Origin of the sequence: Staphylospora marina (assembly GCF_003856495.1) — a bacterium.
GTDB classification, from domain to species: domain Bacteria; phylum Bacillota; class Bacilli; order Thermoactinomycetales; family Thermoactinomycetaceae; genus Staphylospora; species Staphylospora marina.
This window is the reverse complement of record NZ_CP034118.1, coordinates 991,403-1,008,037: the sequence shown is the minus strand read 5'-3', so window position 1 is coordinate 1,008,037 and position 16,635 is coordinate 991,403. Positions and strand designations below refer to the sequence as shown.

Sequence of the window (16,635 nt, the reverse complement as noted above, 5' to 3'; positions counted from 1 at the left end):
TTGCCGAATAATGAACATTTATTGTTGACAACCAAAAAAACCCATAGATACAATGGTGATAGTCGAGTTTTGCACTAGACCAACTTATGTGGCTTAAACAAAAAAGATGTCCCAAAGCCACAAACTGTGGACACTGGCAATTTCGATCACAACGACGCAGAAGCGGAACCTGCGCCTGATCGGGGAGGATGAAACGCGTTGAAACCGGGAGTCCGCTTTTTCATTTTGTTGTGCACTTTGCTTCTTTTGCTTCCGGCGACGACGGGATGCACCGGAGAGAAAAAGCGTGAAGACGGTTTGATCCGGGTGACGGTGACAACCGGCATGATCGGAGACATCGTCGAGAATGTGGGCGGGAAACTCGTGAGCGTCACCACGTTGATGGGGCCCGGAGTGGATCCCCACTTCTACAAAGCGTCCCAAGGAGACATGGAAAAACTGGCGGATGCGGATCTGGTTTTTTACAACGGATTGCATCTGGAAGGCAAGATGGTTGAGATCTTCGGGAAAATGTCAAAACAAAAGCCGGTGGTGGCCGTCACGGACGGAATCGACAAAGACCTCCTGTTGAAAACGGCCGACAACCAATACGACCCGCACGTCTGGTTTGACGTGAAATTGTGGATGAAAGCCGTGGAACAGGTGAAATCGACGTTGGTGAAAACGGATCCCCGCCACAAAGACGATTACGAGTCTCAAGCCGCCGAGTATTTGAAGGAGTTGGAAGAACTGGACCGATATGTCCGGGAACAACTGGCGACCATTCCAAAAGAGCGTCGGGTGTTGGTCACCGCCCATGACGCATTCGGGTACTTCGGTCGGGCCTACGACATGGAAGTGGTCGGATTGCAGGGGATCAGTACCGCCTCGGAATACGGTCTCAAGGACGTCCAACGACTGGTCAACCTGCTGGTTGACCGGAAAATCAAGGCGGTTTTCGTGGAATCCAGCGTATCGAAACGCTCCCTCGAAGCCGTGGTGCAGGGAGCACGTACCCGAAATCATGAAGTGACGATCGGGGGAGAACTCTTTTCCGACGCGATGGGCAAACGTGGAACGCCCGAAGGTACCTATATCGGCATGGTCAAACACAACGTGAACACCATTGTCAAAGCGCTTCGATGACAAGATTTTGAAAAAGCCGCCGATTCCGGACGATGACGGGCGGCTTCAGAGAAACCGGCGGAAAGGGAGAGAGGAAGATGGGAAAACAAGCAGCACCGGTTTCCGTTCGCGGTCTGTCCGTGGCCTACCACCGGAAGCCGGTCCTCCGTGACATTCATTTCGATGTGCCGGAAGGGCAACTGATCGGCATCATCGGCCCCAACGGCGCGGGAAAGTCCACGCTGATCAAAGCGATCTTGGGACTGCTTCCGCTTGCCGGGGGAGAAGTGTCCATTTACGGGAAACCGTATGACCGTCAACGCGGTCTGGTCGGTTACGTGCCGCAACGGGAATCGGTCGATTGGGACTTCCCGACGGATGCCCTGGACGTGGTGCTGATGGGACGGTACGGGAAGCTCGGATGGTTCCGTCGCCCCGGCAAGGAAGACAGGGAGATGGCCATGGATTGCCTGAAAAAAGTGGGCATGGAGGCGTTCGCTCACCGTCAGATCAGCCGACTGTCAGGCGGCCAGCAACAACGGGTGTTTCTCGCCCGGGCCCTGGCTCAGGACGCCCGCATCTACTTCATGGATGAACCGTTCGCCGGTGTGGATGTCGCGACGGAAAAGGCGATTATCCAGGTCCTCCGTGAGATGAAAGAACAAAAAAAGACGGTGTTGGTCGTTCACCATGACCTGCAAACCGTTCGGGAGTATTTTGACTCCGTGCTGCTTCTGAACATGCGATTGATCGCGGCGGGTCCGACGGACGAAGTGTTCACCGAGGAAAATCTGAAAAAGACATACGGCGGCCGGTTGACCGTTTTGCCAGGGTTCTCCGGCATCGCGGTGGCGAGGTGACGGAGATGAGCCTGTCTCACTGGTGGATCCTGCCCGGGGATCCCAACGCATGGTGGGTCCTCTCCGGCACCACCCTCCTGGGACTCACCGGCGGCGTGTTGGGAAGCTTCGCTTTTTTGCGCAAACGGGGGCTGATGGGGGATGTTTTGGCCCACGCGGCGCTGCCCGGCATCTGTCTGGCATTCATGTTGACCGGTTCGAAACATCCGCTGTGGTTTCTGTTGGGAGCCGCCGTCACCGGTCTGGCCGCTTCCTTGGTGATCACCGGAATCACCCGGTTTTCGCGCATCAAGGAAGATGCGGCGTTGGGCCTTGTGCTGAGCGTCTTCTTCGGAATCGGGATCGTGCTGCTCACCCACATTCAGCACAGTGACCACGGCAACCAGAGCGGCCTTGACAGTTTCCTGTTCGGGCAGGCGGCATCGATGGTGGAAAGCGACGTCCGGTTGATGGGAGGTGTCGCGGTCCTTTTGCTCGTTTTGTCTCTCCTGTTTTTCAAGGAGCTGAAGCTGCTTTGCTTTGATGCCTCCTTCGGAAGAAGCCTCGGATTTCCCATGGGGCGGATCGACTTTCTGCTCATGATGTTTCTGGTCGTTGCGGTGGTGATCGGTCTGCAGGCGGCCGGAATCGTCCTGATGGCAGCCCTTCTCATCACGCCTGCCGCCGCTGCCCGGTTCTGGACGGAACGGCTGAACCGGATGATCATCATCTCGGCGATCATCGGTGCCGCTTCCGGAATGATCGGCACCGCGATCAGCGCGGCGGGATACAATTTGTCCACGGGGCCGCTGATCGTGCTTTCCGCCACAGCCATGTTTGCCGTCTCGATGGTGTTCGCCCCCCGAAGAGGACTTCTCGCCAAATGGATCCGTCTGCTCGAAACCCGGCGACGTGTGGCCAGGGAACGCATTTTGTCGGGTCTTTATGATCTCCTCGAACAAAAGCGCGCGGAAACGGTCGGCGCCGCTGAACTGGAGGCTGTGTTTCCCTCATTTCGAAGGGATCTTTCCGTCATGAAACGCTTGGAAAAAGAAGGTGTGCTTCAGCTTTGCAGATCGGGAGCGCGCATCTCGGAAATCGGTTTGACGCCCAAAGGATGGGACGAAGCGAGAGACACGGTGCTCCGGCTGCGCATGCTGGATGTCTGGCTGATGCACGAACACGAACTGGATCAGGTCCTTCCGGACCGGGAGCGGGAAGAAGCCGAGATACCGGAAAGCATCCGTCCGAAGTTGATGGAATTGATCAAGCGGCACAACCTCGATCCTTCCTGGCATCCGAGGCTTCATGAAGGGGGAAGTGCCTCGTGAGCGAATTCTGGATCATCCTGACGGGAGCTTTGGTGGCCTCAGCCTGCGGCTTTCTGGGATGTTTTCTCATCCTTCGCCGCATGGCGATGCTGGGGGACGCGATCAGCCATGCCGTCCTCCCGGGCATCGTGATCGCTTTTCTGCTGAGCGGAACCCGGGATTCCCTTCCGATGCTTCTGGGAGCGTCCTTGTTCGGGCTGCTGTGCACGATCGCCATCCAAACTTTGAAAAACACCGGTGTCCAATCGGACGCGGCGATCAGCGTCTCGTTCACCTCGCTGTTCGCCATCGGCGTCATTCTCGTTTCCATCTACACGCGACAAGTCGATTTGGATCTCGATTGCGTGTTGTATGGCGAAATCGCCTATGTCCCTTGGGAAACGGTCTCTCTCGGGGGAATCGAGCTGGGCCCCAAGGCGGTCTGGGCAACCGGAATCGCCTTGATCCTGAGTCTGGTCACCACCATGGTGTTTTGGAAACAGTTCAAACTCTGTACGTTCGATCCGGCGATGGCGGCGGCCGTCGGCATTCCCGTCACCCTGTTCCACTATCTGTTGATGGGACTCGTTTCGGTCACCACGGTCGCATCCTTTGAAAGCGTCGGAGCCATTCTGGTCGTCGCCATGCTGATCGTACCGGCCGCCACCGCTTATCTCCTGACGGACCGACTGTCCACCATGTTGATGCTCAGCATGACGGTGGGCACCGTCAGCAGTGTGGCCGGCTACTACCTTGCCAAATGGCTGGACGCATCCATCGCCGGCTGCATCACCGTGGCCGCGGGCCTTCTCTTTCTGACGGCTTTCCTGTTCTCCCCGGGTCACGGGATCGTGACCCGCCGGTGGATCCGTCGTCGCCTGAAACTGGAGCTGGCAAACGACTCTCAACGAACGTGACCCATGCAAAAAAAAAACGCCGGGAACCGCATTTGCGGTCCGGCGTTTTCAATTCTGACCCTTTCCGTTGTTCTTCACGTGTTTGTTCCACATCTCCCGGTTATGTTCTTCGGATTGTCCCTTGGGGATGCTGAGACTTTCCCACTTCGTCCCTTTCATCCATTTGGCAAGCAACACGATTTGTCCGACATGATACGCATAGTGCGCCAATTGGCGATGAATCGCGTCGATCACCGAATGCGGCTCCCCGCGGATGGTCACCGTACGAAGCAAATCGCCCGGCGTCAAAGTCGCGAGCGCTCCGAACAACACCCTCCAACCTTCCTCCCAGGCGGCCAACGCTTCCTCCTTGGTCCCGTACCCTCCTTCAAACTCGGCATCCCGGTCCCTGTCCGGCTTTTCTCCGTCACTGACAAGAAAATCCGTCCACCGGGACACCATGTTGCCCCGCAGATGCTTGATGATCAAGGCGACACTGTTCGAACCGTCGGCGGGAATCCGGTTCAATTCGTCCACGGTCAATCTCCCGATGGCTTGATCTCCCAACTTTTTCAGCTTTGCGAATTCACGGTTGACGGAAGACAATACGAGGTTTTCGAGCATTTCCGTCCCTCCTCCTGCGGGAAACTTCAACGTGTCCGGTCGTCCCCCCGACGGAAGGTACGCAAAAATCGTCCTTCTCCCGGCCTGCTTTCACTCCCATTCTTCCCGGGTGATGGCGTAGATGTTGTGATCTTCCCATTTCCCGTTGATCCGCAAATACCGTTTGGCCATCCCTTCAAAACGAAATCCTGCCTTTTCCAACACCCGGATGGAAGCAAGATTCCACGGCATCACCGCCGCCTGCACCCGATGCAGTCCCGCTTCCGCAAACGCAAACCTGACGGCTTCTTTCACCGCCTCCGTCGCGTATCCCTTTCCCTGCATCGAATGGTCGATGTAATACCCGATCGTGCAGTTTTCCCAGGCTCCCCTGACCACATTGCTCAGGCTGATCCGGCCAACCAGCGCTCCCGAATCCCTCAGGAATATTCCGAAACCGTATGTATTTCCCTCTTCAAAGTTACGAATCAGTCGCTCCAGCCTTTCCCTCTGTCCATCACGGGTATAATATCGATCCGGACGGTTGGGCTCATACGGTTTGAGATGCTCCCGATTGCGTATTTCCAGATCAAGAAATGCCTCGAGATCCGCCGGCTCCGGTTTCCGAATCAATATTTTTGCACCGTTCATCATGTCTCTTCCTTTTCCTGTTGTATCCGTGTTCCTTTCCCATCCGACATGCACCGATTTCCGGGTGATCTTCGTGACCTCAAGGTCGGACAAATCCTTCTCCTCCACCCAACGAAAAGCCGAGTGTTCAGGACTCAACCTGACATCCGCGGAATCATCCACGAACCGGCACATGTACACGATCTCGAGGATGTGGAGCCGTCCGTCTCCACTCGTCTCGGAAAACGTTTCAAGCGGGGGTCCGACCTCCACACGGAGGTTCACTTCTTCAAGAAATTCCCTCTCCAAGGCCTTTCGGGGATCTTCGCCGACCGTCACTTTTCCCCCTGGCAATTCGTAATGCCCCGGTGCATGGGAATCGTCCGGGGAACGCTTGATCATCAACACCTTTCCGCGACTTTGCAAAAATCCTCTGACGATGACAAGTCTTTCCATTATTCCTGATTCCCCCCTCCTGATCAAGCAAACCATCCAAACAAATGACGTTTTTTTGATGAATCAAAAACTCCCGGCATCAAACCGGGAGTTTTTTGTTTTCCTCACTCCGCATATTTGGCCAACTCTTCGTCATCAATCACGAAATTGGCATACACGTTTTGCACGTCATCATGCTCTTCCAGCGCTTCCATCAGGCTCAAAATGTCCCGAACCGTTTCCCCGGAGACCTCCACGCGGTTCTCCGGCACGAACGTGACCTCCGCCGTTTCGAAAACGATCCCTTCCGCTTCCAGCGCCTGCTTCACATCTTCGAAGGCTTCCGGAGAAGTGGTGATTTCAAATCCCCGTTCGGTGGCTTCAAAATCCTCCGCCCCGCTTTCGAGCGCAGCCATCAACAGTTCGTCCTCATCCTTGCCTGCGGCGGCTTCGCGGTTGATGACGAGCAAACCTTTGCGATGAAACATCCAGGAGACGCAGCCCGCTTCTCCCAGATTGCCGCCCCGTTTGGAAAACATGTGGCGAACGTCTGCGGCCGTGCGGTTTCGGTTGTCCGTGAGTGCTTCCACCATGACGGCCACGCCGCCCGGACCGTATCCTTCGTACGTGATGGACTCATAGTCTTTGCCGCCTTCACCGCCGCTCGCCTTCTTGATCGCCCGCTCGATGTTTTCGTTCGGCATGTTTTGTGCCCGTGCCTTGGCGATTGCCAATCTCAGACGCTGGTTGTTGGCGGGGTCCTTGTCCCCCAATCGTGCCGCCACGTAAATCTCCTTGGCCAGCTTGGCGAACAATTTGCCGCGGAGGGCGTCTTGGCGGCCTTTTCTGTGCATGATGTTTTTCCACTTGGAATGACCGGCCATTGGAATCACTCTCCCTGCTCTCTGTCTGGCGCAGTTTGCGCGGTCGGGAACGCTCCCGGCCGCCGCGGGCTCCGTGCGTCGTTGCTGTCGGGTACGCGCAGGCGCTTTTGTCTTTTCACACGTCATGATTCACAAAGAAATTCGACCGGAACCGACGGGTTCCTGCCCGGCACGTTCACAAACCCCAGTCGCGCAAATAGCGGAAATCGACACCCACGGTCCGGTTTCCCAGCTTCAGGATGATGGGCATTCTGCGTTTGTACTGATTGCGGATGATGCGCCGGGAAACCGCGTGGATGAAGTCGTCGTCAAAGTTTTCGGCCCTGAGCTCCTCCAACGTATACTGTTGATCCACCATGAAATGGAGCAAACGGTCCACGTCCAGATACGTGAAGCCCAGTTCGCCCTCATCGGTCTGGTCTTCCCACAAATCGGCGCTCGGCGGTTTCAGGATGATCGACTCCGGAACGCCGATCCACGCAGACAACTGACGAACCTGGGTCTTGTACAAATCGCCGATCGGGTTGATGGCGGAAGCCGAGTCCCCGTACTGCGTTCCGTAACCGAGCAAAATCTCCGTCCGGTTGCTTGTCCCGATGACCAAAGCGTCATGCTTGGCGGACAGATCGTACAAAATGGTCATGCGCTCACGGGCCATTTTGTTCCCTCGCCGAAGCGGGGTGGCGTCGGGGAAGTTCTGGAAATATGCATCGATTTGCGGGGTGATGTCAATCGTGATGGACTGAACGCCCGTGTCGTCGATCGCCGTTTGGGCATCCTCCAGACTCGACGGGCTGCTGGTCCGATACGGCATGCGGACTGCAATGACATGTTCCGGACCGAAAGCCCGCACACACAAATAGAGGGACAGCGCGGAGTCAATGCCCCCGGACAGCCCCAATATCACCTTCGAAAACCCGGCTTTCCGCACTTCCTCACGAAGCGTGGACGTCAGGATGTCCACCGTGAGCCGCTCATCCAGACGCAGGTAGGGAGCTTGTTCCCACATTTCCGCCAGCATTTGGTCCACGCTGTTCACTGCCAGATTCCCTCCCCTGTCCGTTTGCGCTGAATGCGGGAAAGTTCGCGGATGGTCAGGTCCAGTTTCTCGTCGCGGATCATGGGCATCCGGAACCGGGCCTTGCGAATTTTGTCAGGGTCGAGCTCACAGACGAGCAGTTCCTCGGTGAGAAGATCCGCTTCCGCCTCAATCCGTCCAAACGGATCGATGACCATGGATCCGCCGAAGAAGCTGACTCCGTCTTCGGTGCCCACCCGATTGGCAAACAGGATATAGATGCCGTACAACATGGCTTGTGTCCGGAGGATGTCGATCCAGGACTGCCGCGATCCCAGTCCGTCCGCTCCCACTCCCCGAACGGGGGAATTGGACAATACCAACACCACTTGGGCACCGTCCTGAACCAGAAGATACAGGGAGGACGGATGCCATGCATCTTCACATACCAGCATGCCCATTTGCCCGAAGCGCGTCGGGAAACTCCGAATGGTCTGTCCCTGTCCGAAGTACCGGGCTTCATCAAACATGCCGTATGTCGGGAGATACACTTTCCGGTGCAGGGCATGCAATTTCCCGGAACTGACGTAGGCCGCGGTGTTGTATAGGATGTGTTCGGGGCTGTGTTCCACAAACCCGAAGGCAAGATCCATGTCGCCGGCGGATTGCACAAGTTCGCTCAGATCCGGGCTGTATGGATCCCGGGCCACTTCGTACGTCAGATCGAGCAATTGGTATCCCGTGAGACTGAGCTCCGGAAAAACCAGAAGATCCACCTGCTCCTCCCGGGCCCGGTGGATCATGGATTCATGCATTTCGATATTGGCGTCCACCCGTCCCAGGCGCGGTCTGATTTGTGCGATTCCTGCTTTCATGCATGCGCCTCCTCAGGCTTGAGGGCCGGAGGTTTCCTTCTTTCCCTTCCGGCCCCGTACACTGGCTGGATCAAATCATTCTTCATCATACCACATGCGCCCGGTCACTACCAACCGATCACCAAAGGGAGAGATTCCGGAGAACGGATCTGAAGGCGGACCGATGTTCGGCCAGCTTTTTCAGATAGGGCAAAGAATGTTCCGGTTTGTACCCTCTTTTTCGTTCCACCAATCCGACCGCTTCCCGGAAAAATTCATTCGGAAACGCCAGCAATTCCACGAGAATGGTCCGTTCCACGGACGGAAGCGGCCGAATCCTCTCGTACGAGTCAACCGTCAGCTTCAGCCAGGACTCCGCACCGGCGTTTTCCGCAAGCACCCGCGAAATGATCTGCCACACGTCCCCCACTTGTGCATCGTAATCCGCCGTCTCAAAATCAATCAGCCAGATCCGTCCGTCTTCGGAGATGATCCAGTTGTGGCTGGCCAGGTCGCGATGGGTGACGGCATGGAAATACCGGTCGTGTTTCGCGAGATGATTGAGCGGAAGTTTGCGCAACCTTTCCCACGCGGCCAACCCATCCCGGTAAAAATCCGGTCCCGTACGGGCCAGGAACGCTCCGAGTTCTCCGCCGACCGAACCGGCTTTCCCGAGAGCTTTCCAGAAACGGACCAGCCGGTCGTGGATTCGCCGATGCAGCAAAAAAGCCGCCCCGTCCGCAGGCGGCGTCACCAATCCCCGGCCTGTCAGATGGAACCGGGCCAATATCTCCATCATGCGGCTGACCGTGGATTCTTCCGTATACTTCCCGGGCCTTCCCCGCAAATAGGGAGTGATCATCCACCCGCTTCCCAAAGTCATCGGCGGCATGTCATGAAATCCTCTCATCCGGAGTTCCCGGTCCACGTTCATCCACCATCGCAGGTGGGAAACATCCGCCCGCTTGGCCACATACGCTCCGGCCCCTGTTTTTACCAACCAGTTTTTCCGGAACGGTTCCATGGCGACCACGGAGGTCCCCAACATTCTTTCCATTTCCTGTCGACGTGGAGGTTTCATCATCCGACTCCTCCGGTTCAGCCTTCACGGGATGAGCTTTCTTTCACTTTCCAGGAAATGTCGCCCGACGCGGGCCATCCTGCCCAAGGTGCCGGCCAGCCCTGAACGTAAGAATGAGGATGATAAGGTACAAATCCGGAACACGGTCCACCGGACAACGTCGGCCATGAGGCGTGATCAGGCATCACGGGAGGAGCGGGCGTCCACCAGCCGGGATGCGGCGGCCACATCCAGGGCATGGGTGGTTGTGCGGAGATCATCGGTGCGGCTTCCCAATCACCGCTCGATTCGTAATCAAGGTCGGGAGATTCCCAATCCTCCACATCAAGATCGGAAGAATCATAAGGCCGGAGATCCGATGAATCATAGGGCCGCTCGTCGCGGGCACTCTTCGGATGATCGCCGGTCGCGGACGCGGGTTCCGGTTGCTGCGAAGCGTCCTCGGCACTTCCCGGCGAGGTGACCGGCACTTTTCCCGTCGGCACGCGCACCTTGAGTCCCGGGCGAAGCTGATCGAATTCTCCCAGTTCCGGATTGGCCTCCTTCAGTCGTTCGGCGGGAACATTGTATTTTTGCGCCAACCCCCACAACGTGTCGCCGGCCCTGGTCACGTGGATTTTCATGAAACAACCCCCTCATCCTGTCGGAAATCAATATCCATCCTATGCGCCTGCGGGCGGTTTTTTGCTTCACCGAGCTGTCAATCCTTCGAAAAAGGACCGGTTTTTTTTTCATTTCATTCGCTTTAAAATGGTTAGTGATGCGTACAAGCGGGTAGAAAGGAGAAGCCATGAAACCGTACAAGAGATTGGATGTGCTCGTCTCCACCGTCCTTTCCTTGCTTGCGTTCCTGATCCTGGCCGGGGGGTTTGTCCTGGCCGTCCACAGCCTGACGAACCCGCCGAAAAGCAACCTCGCATCCAAGCCGGAGGCAAGTCCGACGACCGCCACCCCCCCGGCCGGCATGCTGCTCGGACTCGGAGATTCCCTCACCCGCGGAATCGGTGATTCGCAGGGTCAAGGATATTTCGGCATCGTGAAGGAAGAGTTGTCGAAATCGAGTGGCGGTTCCTTCAGTGCCGTCAATCTGGCCGTACAAGGTTCCACTTCCGAAGACCTGCTTCGCCAAGTGCGGGAAAAGCGGGTGAAACAGCTGGTGAAGGAGGCGGGCAAGATCGTCATCACCATCGGCGGAAACGATTTGTTCCGCAGCAGCGGACGCTTGGCCCGCATCGATGAACAAGAGGCGGAAAAAGCCCGCCTTCGTTATCGGGAAAACCTTTCTGCCATCCTGAGCGAGCTTCGGTCATCCAATCCGCAAGCTCCCGTATTTCTCCTCGGGCTGTACAATCCGTTCGGAGACGTCGCCGATGCCGAAACGTCTTCCCGGCTGGTGGCCTCTTGGAATCACACGATGAACGAGGTCGCCTCACGATTTGAAAAAGTGGTGGTCGTCCCCACCCATGACCTGTTCCAACTGAACCCCGGGGCTTATTTGTACACCGACCATTTTCATCCCAACCGCCCGGGATACGAGCGGATGGCCGATCGTCTTCTTCAGGTGCTCGAATCCCCCTCCGCGGAGGTGAAACGATAAAGTGACGGATCATGCGCCCGTTCTGTCCGTCCGCCGACTCTCTAAGCGGATCGGCGATCGCGAAATCGTCAAAGACGTGTCTTTTGAAGTGCAGCGTGGGGAGATCTTCGGCTTTCTCGGTCCCAACGGCGCGGGAAAAACCACCACGATCCGCATGTTGGTCGGACTCATTCGCCCCACGTCCGGTGAAATTCGGATCGGAGGGTACGATCTGTCCCGCGAGTTTTTGAAAGCGATCCGACATGTGGGCTGCATCGTGGAAAATCCGGAGCTCTATCCGTACCTGACGGGGTATGAAAACCTGGAGTTGTTCTCGCGCATGGCAGAGGACATTCCACGCTCCAGAATCGATGAAGTGGTGGAACGGGTGGAGCTGACCGAAAGGATTCATGAACCGGTCAAAACCTACTCTCTCGGAATGAGACAACGGTTGGGGATCGCCCAGGCACTCTTGGCGGAACCGCGCCTGCTCATCCTGGATGAGCCGACCAACGGACTGGATCCGGCGGGCATTCGCGAGCTCAGGACTTTCATCCGTCGTCTGTCCAGGGAAGAAGGGATCAGCGTGTTCATCTCCAGTCACATCCTGCATGAAGTCCAATTGATGTGCGACCGGGTGGCGATCATCCATGACGGCACCGTGGTTCACACCGGACGCGTGGACGAGCTCCTTACCGGAAAGGAGCGCGTGCAGTGGTTGCTGCATCCTGCCGAAAAAGGCGCCGATCTGCTGCGCTTGCAAGCGTTTGTCAGCCGGGTGGACATGAAAGACGACCGCACGGTCATCGCCCACATGCCACCCGAAAAGGCCGCCGATGCCAACCGGATGTTGCTGGATGAGGGAATCCGGGTTGAAGCCATTCGGCCGCTCACCCCCACACTGGAAGACATCTTCCTCGAACTGACGGGAGGTGTTCACGTTGATTAGCCTCGTTCACAACGAAATGGTGAAAATGGTGAGAAAACGGCGCATCTGGGTGGTCACGCTGATTCTGCTGGTGCTCATTCCGATCTTCACGTACGGGCAATTCCGTTCCGTGCAGAACACGGTCCGGCAACTGGGAACATCCGATTGGCGGGCCGTGTTGCAGCAGCAAATCATTGACCAGCAGAACCGTCTCTCCTCCAGCCGCACGCCGGAAGAATGGAAAGCTTTCATCCGGCTGAACATCCAGCAACAGCAATATTACCTGGATCATGACATCAATCCGGCCGCCCCCGGTGCTCCCACGTTCGTCAGAAATTTCGCCGAGCAAGCCGTCTCCCTGTTTCTGCCCTTGCTCGTGGTGGTGATGGCCGCCGACATCGTTTCCTCGGAACATTCGGGCGGAACGATCAAGCTGTTGCTCACTCGCCCCGTACGCCGATGGAAAATCTTGACGGCCAAGTATCTGGCCCTGATCCTGTGCGTTTCCCTGATGGTCGGGCTCACCATATTGACCGGCTATCTTCTCTCGGGGGTGATCTTCGGATACGGAGGATGGGATCTGCCGGTTCTCATCGGTTTCCAGGAGCAAAACGGCCAGTTGCTGACCGATCATGTTCACCTGATTCCCCAATGGAAATACATCCTGATGAGCTACGGACTGGCCTGGTTTTCCTGTCTGGCCGTGGCCACCATTTCGTTCATGGTATCCGTTCTGGTCCGCAGCACCGCGGCCAGCATGGGCATCATGTTGGCGGCGGTGATCTCCGGAAGTTTGCTCGGACAACTGGCGCCGTCTTGGCAAGACCTGAAATACCTGGCATTCACCAATTTGCGACTCACCGACTATCTGGCCGGAAGACCCGTGCTCGTGGAAGGAATGGATCTTTCTTTCTCACTGACGGTCCTCTCTGTCTGGTCGCTGGTGAGCCTGGCCATCGCCTTCGCCGTGTTCACCCGCCGTGATGTACTGGCCTGATGCACAAAAAAGCCGCTGATTTCTTCAGCGGCGGGGTTATTGACAAACCCGGCGGATAAAACCGCCGGGTTTGTATGCGGAACAGAGGCCGGATGAATTGATGAGCAATTCGCAAAATGGTATGATAAAGCTGCTGGAATAAGGGAATGTAAAAACACGAACCGGTTGGTAGTCCGGTTGCATCGGAAACGGAAATTTCCGGTGTCAGTAACCTTCCCCCCTCGGGATGTCCATCATTCCCTTGATGACGTACAAGAGGGGGATCGTTTTTGAAAATGAAACTGACTGTCTTTTTCAATGGCCAGTTTTGGGTGGGGGTCGTCGAACAGTGGGATGGGAACCGACTGAAAGCGGCTCAATATATGTTTGGCTCCGAACCCAAAGATGAAGAAGTGTTGCTCTTCGTCCAAAAAAACATGCTTCCGTTGATCGCTGAAGCCAAGGAACACGTTTCCGTTTTCCGCAAGGAGAAAAAGGCGAATCCCAAGCGATTGGCGCGACAAACAGCGAAAGAAATGAAACAAAAAGGCGTTTCCACTTACGCGCAAACGGCGATCCAGCGAGAGTATGAAAGGCGCAAACAAGAGCGCAAAAAATCAGCGAAAGAGCGAAAAGAAGCGCTGGCCATGAAAAAATGGGAGATGAAAGTGCAAAAGAAAAAAGAAAAACATCGCGGCAGATAAAACCCCGTAAAAGGCCCCGATGGTCGGGGATGCCCGTTCAGGGGAACAAAACAATGCCCCCTGACAGCCGTGACTTCAAACGCCACAAACGGCAGGCTCCTCCGGAAAGAGGCGACATGGATTCGATTGATCATCTCCACCCCCGATCCTTTTTCAAAGAAAGGGTCGGGGGTTTGTCATCCATCTCGCCGCCGAACCCTTCAGCGGCTTTTTTGCATGAAATCCGTTCATCCATCGACGGTCTCCACGGTCGCACCTGCAGAGACGGCGCGAAGTTCCACGACGTCGGCGGGCACCCGCAGTTTTTGAAAAACACTCTCAAAGTATGCGATCACCCGTTTCGGATCTTTCGCGAACGAGATGATGGTCGGTCCTGCTCCGCTGAGCGCCACTCCCAACGCCCCGTGCCTGCAGGCGTTTCTCAAGGCGTCCTTCAAACCGGGAACCAATCGTTCCCGGTACGGCTGGTGAAACCCGTCTTTCATCGCATAAGACAGCAAATCCCAGCGTCCGGTGGCCAGCGACGCCACCAGCAGATTGGCACGGCTGCTGGAAAGCACCGCTTCTTCCCTCGAGTAGTAGCTGGGCAACACCTGACGGGCCAATTTGGTGGACAGCGGCTCTTTGGGAATCACCGCAACGACCGGGAGTTCAGGCGGGTCCATCCGCACCAGCCGGGCTTTTTTTCCGTCCCAGGAGGTGACCACCACTCCTCCGACCAACGAAGCTCCCACATTGTCCGGATGTCCTTCCAGCCGGGTGGCACGATCCAATATTTCTTCCTGCGACCAAGGCCGTCCGAGCAACTGGTTGGCGGCCACCAGTGCACCGACAATCGCGGCCGCACTGCTTCCCAGTCCGCGCACCAGAGGGATTTCGTTTTCAATCACCAAACGGAACTCCGGAAGCTTTTTTCCGGCATCGGCAAAAGCCTCTTTGATGACCCGGATGATCAGGTTGCGGTCATCGAGCGGAATATGGGGCAATATTTCTCCCCGGTACTCCACGATGCGTGTTTCCGACGGAGCGAACGACAGCATCAAATACCGGCTCAACGCCATGCCCAGAGAATCAAAACCGGGACCCAGATTGGCCGTGCTGCAAGGAGTGATGACCCGAAACGGCTGAAACTGGCTCACTGTTTCCCCCTACTTCCCACGTATGATATCCAGAATCGTCCGCTTGTCACAGGGGACGGTTGCCGGAGCGACGGCCGTGCCGAGGGCGGTGTCTGGGTCCTTGAGACCGTTTCCGGTGAGTACGCAAACCACCCGGGCTCCTTTCGGAAGCATTCCTTCCCGATGCATGCGGATCACTCCCGCCACCGAGGCCGCAGATGCCGGCTCGCAAAATACCCCTTCCTGCCGGGCAACTTTGCCGAAGGCAGAAAGAATTTCTCCGTCCGTCACGCTTCCGATCATTCCTTCGGACTCTTCCGCAGCCCGGACCGCCGTCTTCCAGCTGGCCGGATTGCCGATGCGGATCGCGGTGGCCACCGTTTCCGGTTCCGTGATCGGTTCTCCCCGGACAATGGCGGCCGCTCCTTCCGCCTCGAACCCCCACATGCGGGGAAGACGCGTCGAGTTCCCCGCTTCTTTCCATTCTTGGAACCCTTTCCAATACGCCGAGATGTTGCCGGCGTTGCCGACCGGGATGGCCAGGATGTCCGGCGCATCGCCCAATTGTTCACACACTTCGAAAGCGGCCGTTTTCTGTCCTTCAATCCGATGGGGATTGACGGAGTTGACCAAGGTGACATTCTCTTCGACGGCAATTTCCCGAACCAATTCCAGTGCCTGGTCAAAGTTTTCGTCGATGGCGATCACCTCGGCTCCGTACATGATCGCTTGGGACAGCTTGCCCAACGCGATGTGACCGGCGGGGACGACGACGAAGCAATTCATCCCGGCACGCGCGGCATAGGCAGCCGCAGATGCCGAAGTATTGCCGGTCGATGCGCAGATCACCGCCCGGCTTCCTTCCTCCTTTGCTTTGTTGATGGCCATGACCATGCCCCGGTCCTTGAATGATCCCGTCGGGTTGGCCCCCTCCCATTTCAACCAGAGATCCACCCCCAGCTCCTCGGAAAGGGCGGGAGCGTGAATCAGGGGCGTGTTTCCCTCAAAAAGGGTATACCGGGGTGTATGTTCCGTGACGGGCAACCATGCGGCGTATCTTTCCAGAATCCCTTGTCGCATCGCAATATCCATCCTCTTCCACTTCCAAAAAAATCTTTCTCTTCATTTCCAGAATACCAGAAAAGCTGCTTCTTTTCCCTCTGACATTTTCTTCTTTCATTCCGACCGGGTCCGCCCATCCCGCCAATTTCACGGGAAGCCGACCGATCAATGTCCCACTCCGACAATCAATGCCCGGCGCACGCCGGACAATCCGGCCAATTCACGAATCCATTCTTCCGGTTCCCGGGCGGCCTGCGCGGTGTCCACGGACAGAGAAACCGTCGCTTCTCCTTGCAACGGGATGCTCTGATGAACGGTCAGCACATTGACGTTTTCCGAAGCCAAAAAACCGAGAACCTGAGACAACACTCCCGACTTGTGTTCCAACACCAGCGAAATGGTGACGATCTTTTCCCTGATCATCGCGTTGAATGCAAACACGGCATCCTTGTACTTGTAGAACGAACTCCGGCTCAAACCCGCCATCCTGACCGCCTCCTGCACGTTCCCCGCCTCCCCTGCCTCCAGCAACCGCTTGGCTTCCAGCGTCCGGCGGATCGCCTCCGGCAACACGTCGACGTGAACCAGGGCAAACGGTTCTTTACTCTTCTTCATGC

General features: G+C 56.7%; 18 protein-coding genes. 8 read left to right on the top strand and 10 right to left on the bottom strand.

Annotated features, from left to right (window positions below):
• The first annotated feature begins 198 nt into the window (after positions 1-198).
• The 4 genes from EG886_RS05045 (at position 199) to EG886_RS05030 (ending at position 4,170) form a co-directional block, all read left to right on the top strand.
• Positions 199-1,125 (top strand): metal ABC transporter solute-binding protein, Zn/Mn family, encoded by a 927-nt coding sequence (locus EG886_RS05045; protein ID WP_124727116.1) that lies wholly within the window; start codon positions 199-201, stop codon positions 1,123-1,125.
• 77 nt (positions 1,126-1,202) lie between these two features.
• Complete coding sequence (locus EG886_RS05040; RefSeq protein ID WP_124727115.1) at positions 1,203-1,964, top strand: metal ABC transporter ATP-binding protein; 762 nt, start codon at positions 1,203-1,205, stop codon at positions 1,962-1,964.
• 5 nt (positions 1,965-1,969) lie between these two features.
• The gene (locus EG886_RS05035) at positions 1,970-3,274 is read left to right on the top strand and encodes a metal ABC transporter permease (protein ID WP_124727114.1); all 1,305 of its coding nucleotides are present in this window, start codon (positions 1,970-1,972) and stop codon (positions 3,272-3,274) included.
• The gene (locus EG886_RS05030) at positions 3,271-4,170 is read left to right on the top strand and encodes a metal ABC transporter permease (RefSeq protein ID WP_124727113.1); all 900 of its coding nucleotides are present in this window, start codon (positions 3,271-3,273) and stop codon (positions 4,168-4,170) included. Before EG886_RS05035 ends, EG886_RS05030 begins: the two co-directional genes overlap by 4 nt.
• Before the next feature lie 48 nt (positions 4,171-4,218).
• Here EG886_RS05030 and EG886_RS05025 read toward each other — a convergent pair whose 3' ends face one another.
• The 7 genes from EG886_RS05025 to EG886_RS04995 form a co-directional block, all read right to left on the bottom strand.
• Positions 4,219-4,773, bottom strand: a complete 555-nt coding sequence (locus tag EG886_RS05025) for a DUF1572 family protein (RefSeq protein WP_124727112.1) — start codon at positions 4,771-4,773, stop codon at positions 4,219-4,221.
• 90 nt (positions 4,774-4,863) lie between these two features.
• Positions 4,864-5,838 (bottom strand): GNAT family N-acetyltransferase, encoded by a 975-nt coding sequence (locus EG886_RS05020; RefSeq protein ID WP_164491662.1) that lies wholly within the window; start codon positions 5,836-5,838, stop codon positions 4,864-4,866.
• A 104-nt stretch (positions 5,839-5,942) separates the two neighbouring features.
• Entirely contained in the window at positions 5,943-6,701 is a 759-nt protein-coding gene (locus EG886_RS05015) for a YebC/PmpR family DNA-binding transcriptional regulator (protein WP_124727110.1), read from the bottom strand.
• A 175-nt stretch (positions 6,702-6,876) separates the two neighbouring features.
• Complete coding sequence (locus tag EG886_RS05010; protein WP_241154376.1) at positions 6,877-7,740, bottom strand: NAD+ synthase; 864 nt, start codon at positions 7,738-7,740, stop codon at positions 6,877-6,879.
• Positions 7,737-8,594, bottom strand: coding sequence for a nitrilase-related carbon-nitrogen hydrolase (locus tag EG886_RS05005; protein WP_124727109.1), 858 nt, complete (start codon positions 8,592-8,594; stop codon positions 7,737-7,739). Before EG886_RS05005 ends, EG886_RS05010 begins: the two co-directional genes overlap by 4 nt.
• 118 nt (positions 8,595-8,712) lie before the next feature.
• A complete protein-coding gene (locus EG886_RS05000; protein ID WP_164491661.1) occupies positions 8,713-9,654 on the bottom strand; it encodes an aminoglycoside phosphotransferase family protein in 942 nt (313 codons plus the stop codon).
• A gap of 17 nt (positions 9,655-9,671) precedes the next feature.
• Positions 9,672-10,277: a LysM peptidoglycan-binding domain-containing protein gene (locus EG886_RS04995; RefSeq protein WP_124727107.1), complete on the bottom strand. Its 606-nt coding sequence runs from the start codon at positions 10,275-10,277 to the stop codon at positions 9,672-9,674.
• A gap of 167 nt (positions 10,278-10,444) precedes the next feature.
• Here EG886_RS04995 and EG886_RS04990 point away from each other — a divergent pair, with 167 nt between their 5' ends.
• From EG886_RS04990 to EG886_RS04975, 4 genes are all read left to right on the top strand, one after another.
• A complete protein-coding gene (locus EG886_RS04990; RefSeq protein WP_124727106.1) occupies positions 10,445-11,251 on the top strand; it encodes a GDSL-type esterase/lipase family protein in 807 nt (268 codons plus the stop codon).
• Position 11,252: 1 nt separating this feature from the next.
• Positions 11,253-12,179 (top strand): ABC transporter ATP-binding protein, encoded by a 927-nt coding sequence (locus EG886_RS04985; RefSeq protein ID WP_241154375.1) that lies wholly within the window; start codon positions 11,253-11,255, stop codon positions 12,177-12,179.
• On the top strand, positions 12,172-13,155 hold the full coding sequence (locus EG886_RS04980) for an ABC transporter permease (RefSeq protein WP_124727105.1): 984 nt from the start codon (positions 12,172-12,174) through the stop codon (positions 13,153-13,155). Before EG886_RS04985 ends, EG886_RS04980 begins: the two co-directional genes overlap by 8 nt.
• A 275-nt stretch (positions 13,156-13,430) precedes the next feature.
• Positions 13,431-13,838: a YjdF family protein gene (locus tag EG886_RS04975; protein ID WP_124728668.1), complete on the top strand. Its 408-nt coding sequence runs from the start codon at positions 13,431-13,433 to the stop codon at positions 13,836-13,838.
• 227 nt (positions 13,839-14,065) lie between these two features.
• On the opposite strand, the gene thrB is transcribed toward EG886_RS04975, so the two are convergent.
• From thrB to EG886_RS04960, 3 genes are all read right to left on the bottom strand, one after another.
• Positions 14,066-14,977: a homoserine kinase gene (gene thrB / locus EG886_RS04970; RefSeq protein WP_124727104.1), complete on the bottom strand. Its 912-nt coding sequence runs from the start codon at positions 14,975-14,977 to the stop codon at positions 14,066-14,068.
• 9 nt (positions 14,978-14,986) lie between these two features.
• A complete protein-coding gene (gene thrC, locus EG886_RS04965; RefSeq protein ID WP_124727103.1) occupies positions 14,987-16,036 on the bottom strand; it encodes a threonine synthase in 1,050 nt (349 codons plus the stop codon).
• 147 nt (positions 16,037-16,183) lie between these two features.
• On the bottom strand, positions 16,184-16,633 hold the full coding sequence (locus tag EG886_RS04960) for an ACT domain-containing protein (RefSeq protein ID WP_124727102.1): 450 nt from the start codon (positions 16,631-16,633) through the stop codon (positions 16,184-16,186).
• Positions 16,634-16,635 lie beyond the last annotated feature (2 nt).